We start from the raw sequence: 10,645 nt of genomic DNA on the forward strand, positions 1-10,645 counted from the left end.
GAGGCATGCTCCCCCATTCTGAGGGGAGAAGAGCGACAGGGGGCATCGCCGGCCGTTGGGCCGGCGATATGGCCGCTCCCGGCGGATCAACGCCTGGTGGTCGATGCCCGATATTGCGCCGCCAGATCGGCCGGGTAGCAGGGGTGATGGCACAGTTCGGTGTCGTCCACGTCGTAGAGTGCGACGACCAGCGCGGCTTCAAAGCACCAGTAGCCCACGTAGAAATCCGTCAGCTCGAACTCGTCATCCTCCTTGAGGTGGTTGTCGTACCAGGCGGCGGCTTCACATCCGGCATACCAACCATCGAGGAAGCGCTTGAGGACGTGGGGGCGCAGCGTGGCGGGCGCCTCGATCGCTTCGAGCAGTGGCGCATGAAGGTGGGGATAGTTCAGGCGATCCGCCTGCGGGCGGTCGCGATCGCCCAGCGCCTGGGCCAGCCGATCGAACAGCGCGTCCTGACCGACGTTGCCGGTCACGGCCAGCATGCGCCGACGGTAATCCTCGTTGACATCCAGGCAGACGGCTAGCGACCACCACCACAGGTGATACAGGTAGGTGTCGAAGGTCTCGAAGCGGCTGTCGAACTGCTCCAGCGAGCGTCGCATGACCTGCTGGCGTTCCGGGAGCTTATCGCCGTACTCGGCCAACTGTTCGCGGCGTCTGAGCACCTCATCCAGAAGAGGGGGCAGGCTTTCCAAAGCATCGCCCTGGGAGTAGCGGGCGATGAGGCCATACAGGCTGCCCTCGAAGAGCTGCCAGGCGCTTCGCACCCGGTCATCGGGCAGGCGGTTGACCGGATCGGTGGGCTCGCCTTGCAGGCCGACCTCGAGTTCGCTCAGCAAGGCGGTGAAGTAGGCGGGCGACTTGCGGGTGTCGCGCATCAAAGCATCGGCACTCATGCAGGGTCTCCATGCACCAGGGCGGCGGGATAGAGGGGATGGTCGCGGAAATCGCTATCGTCGATGTCGAACAGCTTGACCACCAGCGCTGCTTCGAAGCACCAGTCGCCGGGATGATAGGGCCCCGTGCCCTTGCTCATGATGCCGATGCCCCAGCTTTTGACGGTCTTGGCATAGCCATCGAGGAAGGTCTTGATCAACTGGCCCTGCTGGGCCGGGGAGGCATCCAGAGCCTCAAAAAGTGGCGCATAGGGTTTGGGATACAGCAGGCCGTCGGCCACCGGACGCTCACGATCGCCCAGGGCGATGGCGATGCGATCGAACAGCGCATCGACGCCGGCGTTGTCAATCAGTGCCAGGGCGCGATCGATATGCGCCTGATCGGCGCCGAGGCAGGCGGCGAAGGTCAGCCAGCGGCAATAATGAATATACCTTGACTGACTTAAACGCTCATACTGGATGCGATACTCCTGGTTCTCCTCGGGCAGGGCATCGAGGTAGTGCAATAGCGCTTCGCGCTGCTCGAGCAGGTCTGGCAGGCCGTCGCGAAGACTGGCCAGGTCGTCGCCACGGGAGTAGCGGGCGACCATGAGGTTGATGACCTTGCTGAACAACATGGAGGCGCCCTTGACCTTTCCTTCGGGAGGCAGAGCAGCAGGCTCGGTGAGCTCGGCTTTGTCCCGGAATACAACCTCCGTGTAAAAACGAAGATACTCGTCGAGTTCCTCTTTTCTGCGACTAGTCGCGCGTAGCATGGTATTGACTCCTTGACGGTTAAAATCCCGGCACATTGCCGATGATATGGGCCTTATCGTTCAACTGTTTGACGGTGGTGCTGCCGTCATGCTTGACGCGCACCAGGTATTTATCGATACGGCCCGCTCTCCAGGCTCTATCGACCTCATCGGCAAGTACGGGGTTGGCGTCGGGATCCACGGCATCAGCAAGCCTTTCTTCCACCCAGAAATTATCCATCTGCTTGGTGCCATCGGCCAGTTTACCCAGGCGACCCCGACCGAACTTGGCCTCGGTGACCACGAAGTCCGGCGGCCGCCTGTGCGGAGGGTTGCGATAGAGGCCATCAATGCCCGTTTGACCTGGCTGGTAGACGCCGTCGGTACGGCCTATCGGCTCCATACCGTTTCTCGTCATCACCTCATGGGCCCGTGCTTCGCCAAAGGCGCCCTTCTGATGGTTGGTGGCGTTTCTCGAGATATGAACGCCATCGCCCTCGGGGGCCCGTGAGGGGGTGTCCGGCGTGCGTCGCGAGACATCCCCCGCGGCCTCGGCCAGGTCGGCGGCCGATTTGGCCGCGCCGGTGCCCTTGGGGCCCACGAGCTCGAACGCAAACACCGTGGCGCTCATCTCGATCGCGCCCAGGGTGCCATTGCGCTCGCGGGCCTCTTGCCAGGCGTCCACCACGGCGTCCTTGATGCCGCCGTAGGCGTCCGCGGTGCGCTGCCACTCCTCACCGTATCGTGCGGCGCGCTCGGCGTCACCGGTGACCAGGCCGATGCCGCTGTCGAGCAGATCCAGGGGGCTTGGGCCGGTGAGGGTGTCCAGGCCTCGGTAGGTGTCGACGGCGCCTTGCACCACCCGTTCCCGCGCTGCCGCGGTGGTGGCGGCATCGCCGCTGAAGGGCAGCGCCTCCCAGGCGGTTCGGGCCGCCGACTTGGCGCTTTCCCACTTGTCGCTGATGACTCGGCCGGCTTCCTGGCCGGCGTTCCAGCTCGGCTCGCTGTCGCTCGCGGCGCCGGCCTGGCCGGGGGCGCTCTGCACCGCACCCTGCTGGACGAGCACTTCCGCATCCAGGGGCGCACCAAGTGGTACGAGGCCCTGGAAGAGATGCAGCAGGACCTGGACGATTATCTGGTCATCTACAACACGAAACGGCCGCATCAGGGCCGCAACATGAAGGGGGCGACGCCCTATGCCGTCTTCAAGAAGGGACTCCCCAAGGCGACGAAAAAGGAGCCCAGGAAAACGACAGAAAACACTGCTTAACTATAGAGAACCCACAGGGGCATGTGTCAGGTGATAACCATCACTGTACAACCTGTGAGCTAGCTGACACAGCATTTTAAGTGCTCTCTTTGTCACTCCTTCAAAGTAGCCAGTCTAGGCGGTTCATCATATGAGAACGTAAATTTGAATTGACCATTATTCTGGATTTCAAGATCACAGATCGTCCAAGCACGGTTTTCCCTATCGTTCTGAGTCATGATCTCACGAAGCTTTTCAAAATACTCAGAGGCTTCAAATGTAAGATCAAGCTCTTTAGATTCTCCATTAACCCAAAGATCGCTTTCTTCACTGCTGACTATTTCGCCATCAATGTCATCAATTTCCATGTTAACAGTTAGCTTATCCCATACGGGGGGCGCTTCTTGCAATCTCTTGTACAATTTTTTTCTGTAACTCAGTGCTCATTTAACCACCCTGTTGATTCTTAAATCGAAATTTTCGAGGTCTCTTGCCTTCAATGCTGTAGGATGCAACAAAAGCATCCGGTCTATTTCCTTATCTTGCATTTTCCTCTGCAATTTTATCCGCTTCCTCTAAAGCTTTCACTGCCATTTTCTCGTCTCCTTTGGCATTTCTTAGAGCAATCAAGCGCGCACTTTCCTTATCACCCCACATAAGTGCGAAGGCCACTGCGTCCATATTCTTCATCGTGTCACTGTTGTAGCGCGCTGTACTATCGATGCCCGCTTCTAAAAGGAGCTGTGTGATGGCCGGAGATCGGCTGGTGATGGCGCCGAACAGCGGGTTACGGACTGAGGCAGAGACATCTAAAACTGTTCCTGCATCCAACAAACACTTAACAATGTCGTAATTACCTTTAGATGCTGCGTTGCATATGGGTTTTCTACCATCTCTTTCATCGCCCTTATTGACATCAACTCCTATATCAATAAGATATTTTACTACCCGTGGCTTCTCACGCGAAGCTGCATACCCCAGCCATGTTTGTCGTCCCAAGGGAATTATACGGTTTACCTGTTCAGGATGTTCACTAAATAAAGAAGCTAACTTCTCTAGGTCTTGAGATTTGATTGCGTGAGCAATGCTCACAAATATGACTTCTTCTTTATCTTTCATGACTACCTCTCTGCAGCAATTTCGCCATGATCTTTCAATACGTCCAAGATGTCCTCTCTATCTAAACCGGCCTTATCAGCAGCCCTTAAGTCCTCAAGCAGCGCTTCCGCAGCCGAACGAGTATGCCCTTTATTAGGTGCCCATGTCAGGTTTTCAGCGCCTTGAAGGGGATCAATACCATGGCTTCTTAGGATGTCTTGGCCTTCTCTGACAGCCGCTCGGTGCGGCCCCTTGCGCCCATTTACCTAAAGCACATGGTGAATGTGAGGGTTTTTCATCCCCTCTGGCGGACTACCAAGCGCACGTTTAGTCTCGGCATTAATATATGGTCTAGGCAATGTGGCCTGTAAGTCACGGCCTGAGCTAGACACACTGACTCCATCATCCGACGCTCCGCTGCGATTGGCACTTCCCGCCGCATCTTCTGCCCTATCAGTACTCCGGGCAACGTCCGCGACGTCATCCGCCTTACGTAGAAGCCTGACGCCCGGGATAACCGATACCGCCGTTAGCAGGGTCATTCCTGACGCGGCGAGATAGCGCCCCTCGCTCCATAGTTGCGCCGTATCTTTGATATCCACAGCGGTGCCATACGGCGTCGCCATTTCTGCCGCAAACTCGCCCGCTGCGCGGGTCGACCGGCCGGATGAGGAAGTGTAACGCACCTGCCGTTCGGCTTCGGCGCGTAAATCCTGGGCGCGGTTGGCGGCTTCATCGATGTCCGCCATCACGTCGATCAGCTCATCGCCGCTGCGGAGCTGGTCTCAGGCCGCTCCCATCACCGCTTGCTGATGGTGGTTCGGCCTGCAGCAGGGAAATGGCGATAGCAATGGGTCATGGCAACACCGGCCTGATGGGTCATGTGTTGCATTTGGTCATTGAAACCGCCGTCTTTTTGATTTTCGAAAAGCGATGCTATGTATCTACTGGTGGCTGAGCAGAAAGGGGAACGGCGAAAGAGGCTTTACCAAGCCAGTGGCGACTGCTGTCAGAGTATTGATGTTCAGTTTCATGGTTGAAGATCTCATGTTTTTATTTGGTTTTTAGTTTTTCGATGAAGTCATCTAGGTTGTCGTTGTTTAATGGAATTTTTCCGAAGTCGAAGTCGAAATAATAAATTTTTTCTCTATTCTCTTTGCCGTAGCCAATGCATATAACGGTTTCGCCTAAGGTTCCAATTAGGGGGAATATTTTATGCGGCTCTAAGTAGGGTTTGAAATTTTCCCATATTTCTTCAAGCTCGCTCATGGGGAATACCTCTTCCAAGGCGATGGCTGAGTCTGGTATGTTATTTTTTAGCTCTCTGTACAAAGAGACGTCTATATATTTTTTTGAAAGCTCTGTGTGTAGTGGCTCTTTCCATATCTTTCTTGCCATGGTTGTAATGTTTGAGGGCTGTTTCATTCTAAGATCCTTTCAGAAAACTTCATCCGGTGATGGATAGGTTAACAAGCTGTCAGGGTTGTTTGCGTTATGTTGGATAACGGCTCTGCCACCAGTGTGTGCAACCCCACCATTTCTGACCGAGTGGACGCTTTTTGGGACCAGCATCATGGTCTTGCCATCTTGGTGGTGGTGCCATACATACTTGCTCTTATTATAAGATGTGATTCCTGCCCTTTCCATGGCAAGGGGGACATCGTTGACCATGCTTCCATTTAGACCCTCAACCCGAACTGTTTTTTGGGAGTAGGGGGTAAAATCAGGAAAACCATCTTTGTCGAACTGAACAATGCCTCCAGCGGTTTCTACAGTCTTTTCAGGCGGTTCGGAGTTTATTATTTTTCGACCATTGATTTTTTTGTCCGGATTTATATCTGCATTAGAAGATATATGAACCCCATCATCCGTTGCAACGTCTGACGGTCTTTTGGGGGCATGCCGACCAACATCCCCTGCAGCCTCGGCCAGGTCGGCGGCCGATTTGGCCGCGCCGGTGCCCTTGGGGCCCACGAGCTCGAACGCAAACACCGTGGCGCTCATCTCGATCGCGCCCAGGGTGCCATTGCGCTCGCGGGCCTCTTGCCAGGCGTCCACCACGGCGTCCTTGATGCCGCCGTAGGCGTCCGCGGTGCGCTGCCACTCCTCACCGTATCGTGCGGCGCGCTCGGCGTCACCGGTGACCAGGCCGATGCCGCTGTCGAGCAGATCCAGGGGGCTTGGGCCGGTGAGGGTGTCCAGGCCTCGGTAGGTGTCGACGGCGCCTTGCACCACCCGTTCCCGCGCTGCCGCGGTGGTGGCGGCATCGCCGCTGAAGGGCAGCGCCTCCCAGGCGGTTCGGGCCGCCGACTTGGCGCTTTCCCACTTGTCGCTGATGACTCGGCCGGCTTCCTGGCCGGCGTTCCAGCTCGGCTCGCTGTCGCTCGCGGCGCCGGCCTGGCCGGGGGCGCTCTGCACCGTCTGGCGCAGCGTGGTCAGATAGCCCGGAGCACCGCCGACGCCCGAGGCGTTGCAGTTGATCAGGCAGGCGCTGTCGTGGCGTGCCATCGGCAGGCCGTTGACCTTGACGTTATCCTGGCCATCGGTGATCAGCACATGACCGCTGCCCAGCGAGGTGCCGGAGACGATGCCGGACCCGGCATCGCCCCGGACGCCGCAGATCAGGTCGCCGACACGATAGAGTTTGCGCCCGGCCGCGATGACGTCCGGAGAATAGCGCACCGGGCTGTCGAGGGTGGCGGTGCTGTCGAAGCCGACCACGCTGTTGCCGACCCGGCAGAAGTCGGGCGCGCTGGTGATGGCCAGCCACTGGGCATCGGCGTTGGCCGCATGCTGGCTGCCACCACTCAGCGTCTCGCCCTGGGTGTCGCGAGGCGTGCTGCTGTCTGCTTCGGGTGGCCCGTCATCGGTCTCGCATGGCCCGTCAGGCGTGACACACATATCGTTCAATTGGATGTCATCGCTCATGCACGCCTCCGGGCCTGCAGCGCAGAGGCGGAGACAATCACCCGGCGCAGGGGATCCTGTGGCGGAAACAGGGCTCGCCACGTCAGGGTGATCTCGCGTTGATCCAGGTCGATGCCGACGGTATCCAGCGCCAGAGCGGTGACGGTGTGCTCGCCGCTGCGCTGTTCGGCGAGCGCCTTGACGGAGAGTCCGGGCAGGTGGGTGCGATAGCCATACAGGCTGAAGCTTCCGGCCTCGATGAGTTGGCTGCCGGCCAGGCAGTTGCTGAGGATCACGACCTCATCGCCGCGCAGGTAGCCAGGTGCAATCAGGTCGGGATGGGCGCTGTTGTAGAAGTGATAGTCGAAGTCGTCCGGCCACTGGGGATAGCGATGGGCGAGCCAGGCGTCATCGAGGGTGCCCTGGCGGGCGACGCGTGGCTGCCACCAGCGAGCGATGGGGCCGAAGCCCGCCGGTGGCAGGCGATCGAAGGGGGAGCGCACAGGCTGGTCAAGGTCCTCGAGCTGGGGCGCGGGCAGCGTCCGCCGCGTCGAGAGGTCGGGCTTGAGACGGCGCACCACGGATTTTGGCGCACAACGGTAGTCGCGAGAGGCCGGTAGCCAGCCGCAGCCCGCCGGATTTTCCGGATAGGCAAGGCAGGCCTGTGCCGGGTCCTGGCCGGCTTGCGGTTCGGTGGCATAGCAGCCACCGAAGGCATGCCGATAGTCCAGTGGCACGGCATCGACCGGTTCGGCCGCGGAGAGCTTCCAGCCCAGCAGGCCATACTCGAAGCGTCGACGTCCCCAGACCCTGAGGCGCTTGTCGACGGGGCCCACTTGAACACCCACCCGCCAGCAGGTTCGCGGCATGCTTCGCGGATGGCGCAGCGTGCCGCTGACATGCACATCCGTCGCGGGCTTGCCGATCACCAGGTCGCTATCGTCGGCCATGAAGCGGGCGGGGTCGTCCTCGCGGTCCCCTGCGTAGGTCTCCTGCCAACGGATAGGGCGCTGGGTCTCGGCCAGGGCCAGCGGTCGGTTGTCGCCGGTAAAGCGAAAGGTCCCCCTGACCGCCAGTACTTCGTATTCATGGCCGCCGGGCCCCCATTTGCGATAAAGCGCCTCGGAAAAGGGCGTCGCGTTAGAAACATGAGCCATCGGCGACGCCTCCGTTGCTGCCTCCACCGGCATCGGGTTGGCTTTCTTCCTCTTCGCTACCCGGTGCGGGCTGGGCGGTGCCGGTGTTGAGCAAGACGTCATCGGGGCCGTCGACATGCACCGTGGTGCCGGCCTTGACGTGGATCTCGCCGGCGTCGAGGTAGATCGCGTCCTCGGTGAGCACCAACCGGCTGTTGCCGACCTGCAGGGTCAACTGGTTGCCGGCCTCGAGGGTGATGTTGCGACCGACGTTGAGGGAGTGGTTGAGGCCGACCTGGCTGGTCTGGCTGAGCCCGACGAAAGTGTTCATCAGCGCCCCCACATTCAGGCTGTAGCCGAGCCCGACGTTCTCCATGCGCCCCATGCCGACGTTTTGCATGTAGGCCATGTTGACGGTTTCGGTCTTGTTCTTGCCGATGCGGGTGGAGGCGTTCTTGCCCACTTGGGTCGACTGGTTCTTGCCGATGGTATTGGTTTCGTTGCCGTCGACCGTCTTGCGGCGGTTCTGGTGCACGGTATGGGTTTCGTTGCCGTCCACGGTGTGCACTTCATGGCGGTGGACGAGGTGGGTCTCGTCGCGGTCGATGTCGGTGGTGCGGTCGCGATAGACGTGCAGGGTGTTATCGCGCTTGATGTCCTCGGTGCGGTCGTTGAGGGTCAGCAGGTCGAAGTCTTTCTGGGCGTGCAGCCAGACCTGTTCCCGGTCTTTCTCGTCCTCGAAGCGCAGTTCGTTGAAACCGTCGCCCTTGTGGGTCTGGGTGCGGATGCTGGTACGCGTCTTGTTGGCGGGTAGCGCGTCCGTCGGCGTGTTGACCGCATGGTAGGTACGGCCGGTGATGATGGGCTGGTCGGGGTCTCCTTCGAGAAAGGAGACGATGACTTCATGGCCGATGCGCGGAATGGCCATGGCGCCGTAGCCGGGGCCGGCCCAACCCTGGGAGACGCGCAGCCAGGCGCTGCTTTTTTCGTCGCCGGGGGCGTTGCGGTCCCACGGAAAGCGCACCTTGACGCGGCCGTGCTCGTCGCAATAGATCTCTTCACCGGGCGGCCCGACCACGAAGGCCATTTGCGGGCCGTCGACCCGGGGGCGCGGGTTGGGTTTAGGCCGCCAGGTGCGATCGTCGGGCACCAGGCTCAGGGTGTTGTGATAGCGGGTCATGCCGCTGGCGTCGGCGGCGTCTTCCTCGAGGGACTGCGGCTGCTGGCCGTGATGCGTTACCGCGATGACTTGCCAGCCGCGATTGAGGCTGCGGGTCTCGTGCTGAGTGAGGGTGAAGCGATGGCCGGGTGCCAGGGCCGGAATGTCGCTTTCGGCTTCGGCCGTTGCCGCATCGCCTCGCAGGTGCTCGAGGCGGATGCGGGCGAAGGACGCCCCGGAGGCATCGGCCTTGTAACGCCCCGGGGCGTCGTAGTGCTCATAGTGGCCACCGTCGCCGGTCTGGTGAGCGTGCTGCAGGCCGTAGGCGGGGTTCTTGAAGGTGTAGTCCTTGAGCGTGCCGGCATTCGAACGTAGCCGAGCGACCTGGCGCAGCCTGCGCACGTGCGCATGGGGGGCGGTGCCGCCGGCCCGATGGTGGTAGGGCAGCTCTCCCAGGCTGATCAGAACCTGCGGGGAGTCGGCGAGCACGAGGCGATGCATGCCGCCCTCCACGTCTTCGAACTCGTGGAAGTAGAAGATCCCTTCCTCGGCGGCCAGCCGTTCGAAAAAGGCCAGGTGGCTTTCCCGGTATTGCACGCAATACTCGCGTTCGGATGGCTGGCGCCGGGTGGCGAAGGCGACATCGGTGATGCCCATATCCTCGCACAACTGGGTCAGGATGGTGTTAGGCGAGATCTTCTGGAAGATGCGTGAATCCTGGCGCAGCGCCAGCCGCCAAAGTGCTGGGCGGATCACCACGTCATAGCGCGTGCGACGATGGCCGCGGTCTCCGCGGGCGAACTCGGTCACGACACCATGCACGCGGCGTTGCGGAACACCATGTTCCCAGATGGTGAGCGTCGCGTACTGGTCGAGCAGTGAATCAGGCTCGAGGCCATCGTCGCGGCTGGCGAACGCAATATTGATCTCGAAGGGCGTGGACATCATTTCGTGAAGCGTGAACTCGACGACCGCGATATCGGTGTCGGAATGGCTCGCGATCTTCAGCGTGAACTGCCAACGATGTTGAGAGGACATGAAAGTGGATCTCCTGGCACCAGTAACGTCCATGTGCGGTACGAAGCCCCACATGGCGTGGGGCTCAGGAGGCCTTAGGCCTCGATCGGGGCGCGCCAGTCGTCGGAGCCGGAGGTGCCGGCGACGGTGTGCTCCCAGTCGATCTTGCGATAGGCCAGGGACACGTCCATCAGTTGGGTGAACTCAGCGCTGTTGGAATCCTGGGCGTGGGGCATGCGCAGGTTGATGTCGACGATGGTGGCGTCGGTCAGCGAGGTGGTGAAGAAGTGCTCCTGCTTGCCCTCCACGGAGGTGCGATACCACTTCAGCTCGACGTTGGGCAGCATCTCGCCGGAGGCCAGGGCGTTGTACATCAGCGGCACGGCCTTGTTCAGGGCCACGGTGAAGATGAACGGCTTGTGGGCGCGCTGGCCGGCGGGCTGGCC

Annotated in this window: 11 protein-coding genes and 1 pseudogene; 1 reads left to right on the forward strand and 11 read right to left on the reverse strand. The window is 60.3% G+C overall.

All coding sequences use genetic code 11. From position 1 onward, the window contains the following. Nucleotides 1-86 precede the first annotated feature (86 nt). The 3 genes from FHR96_RS18020 to FHR96_RS18030 form a co-directional block, all read right to left on the reverse strand. Nucleotides 87-899: a PoNe immunity protein domain-containing protein gene (locus tag FHR96_RS18020; RefSeq protein WP_183389114.1), complete on the reverse strand. Its 813-nt coding sequence runs from the start codon at nucleotides 897-899 to the stop codon at nucleotides 87-89. Then, nucleotides 896-1,516: a PoNe immunity protein domain-containing protein gene (locus FHR96_RS18025; protein ID WP_221195876.1), complete on the reverse strand. Its 621-nt coding sequence runs from the start codon at nucleotides 1,514-1,516 to the stop codon at nucleotides 896-898. The genes FHR96_RS18020 and FHR96_RS18025 overlap by 4 nt, the downstream gene beginning before the upstream one ends. Before the next feature lie 157 nt (nucleotides 1,517-1,673). Further along, nucleotides 1,674-2,699 carry a hypothetical protein gene (locus FHR96_RS18030; RefSeq protein WP_183389130.1) on the reverse strand — a complete coding sequence of 342 codons (1,026 nt, stop codon included), beginning with the start codon at nucleotides 2,697-2,699 and terminating at the stop codon, nucleotides 1,674-1,676. On the opposite strand from FHR96_RS18030, the pseudogene FHR96_RS18035 reads away from it, so the two are divergent. Beyond that, nucleotides 2,673-2,903: pseudogene (locus FHR96_RS18035) on the forward strand (IS3 family transposase); the annotation flags it as partial. The gene FHR96_RS18030 and the pseudogene FHR96_RS18035 sit on opposite strands and share 27 nt — an antisense overlap. Nucleotides 2,904-2,995: 92 nt before the next feature. Here FHR96_RS18035 and FHR96_RS18040 read toward each other — a convergent pair. From FHR96_RS18040 to FHR96_RS18075, 8 genes are all read right to left on the reverse strand, one after another. Next, nucleotides 2,996-3,250 carry an immunity protein YezG family protein gene (locus FHR96_RS18040; protein WP_183389116.1) on the reverse strand — a complete coding sequence of 85 codons (255 nt, stop codon included), beginning with the start codon at nucleotides 3,248-3,250 and terminating at the stop codon, nucleotides 2,996-2,998. A gap of 169 nt (nucleotides 3,251-3,419) precedes the next feature. After that, nucleotides 3,420-4,001 (reverse strand): ankyrin repeat domain-containing protein, encoded by a 582-nt coding sequence (locus tag FHR96_RS18045; RefSeq protein ID WP_183389117.1) that lies wholly within the window; start codon nucleotides 3,999-4,001, stop codon nucleotides 3,420-3,422. A gap of 245 nt (nucleotides 4,002-4,246) precedes the next feature. Continuing rightward, the gene (locus FHR96_RS18050) at nucleotides 4,247-4,729 is read right to left on the reverse strand and encodes a hypothetical protein (RefSeq protein ID WP_183389118.1); all 483 of its coding nucleotides are present in this window, start codon (nucleotides 4,727-4,729) and stop codon (nucleotides 4,247-4,249) included. A gap of 304 nt (nucleotides 4,730-5,033) precedes the next feature. Continuing rightward, nucleotides 5,034-5,405, reverse strand: a complete 372-nt coding sequence (locus FHR96_RS18055; protein ID WP_183389119.1) for an SMI1/KNR4 family protein — start codon at nucleotides 5,403-5,405, stop codon at nucleotides 5,034-5,036. Nucleotides 5,406-5,417: 12 nt separating this feature from the next. Further along, a complete protein-coding gene (locus tag FHR96_RS18060) occupies nucleotides 5,418-6,908 on the reverse strand; it encodes an HNH endonuclease (RefSeq protein WP_183389120.1) in 1,491 nt (496 codons plus the stop codon). Further along, nucleotides 6,905-8,044, reverse strand: a complete 1,140-nt coding sequence (locus tag FHR96_RS18065) for a DUF2169 family type VI secretion system accessory protein (protein ID WP_183389121.1) — start codon at nucleotides 8,042-8,044, stop codon at nucleotides 6,905-6,907. The genes FHR96_RS18060 and FHR96_RS18065 overlap by 4 nt, the downstream gene beginning before the upstream one ends. Then, on the reverse strand, nucleotides 8,028-10,220 hold the full coding sequence (locus FHR96_RS18070; RefSeq protein WP_183389122.1) for a type VI secretion system Vgr family protein: 2,193 nt from the start codon (nucleotides 10,218-10,220) through the stop codon (nucleotides 8,028-8,030). The genes FHR96_RS18065 and FHR96_RS18070 overlap by 17 nt, the downstream gene beginning before the upstream one ends. Before the next feature lie 74 nt (nucleotides 10,221-10,294). Further along, nucleotides 10,295-10,645 (reverse strand): Hcp family type VI secretion system effector (locus FHR96_RS18075; RefSeq protein WP_183389123.1); only part of this gene is annotated, 351 nt, incomplete at its 5' end.

It is taken from the genome of Halomonas organivorans (assembly GCF_014192055.1).
Lineage (GTDB): Bacteria > Pseudomonadota > Gammaproteobacteria > Pseudomonadales > Halomonadaceae > Halomonas > Halomonas organivorans.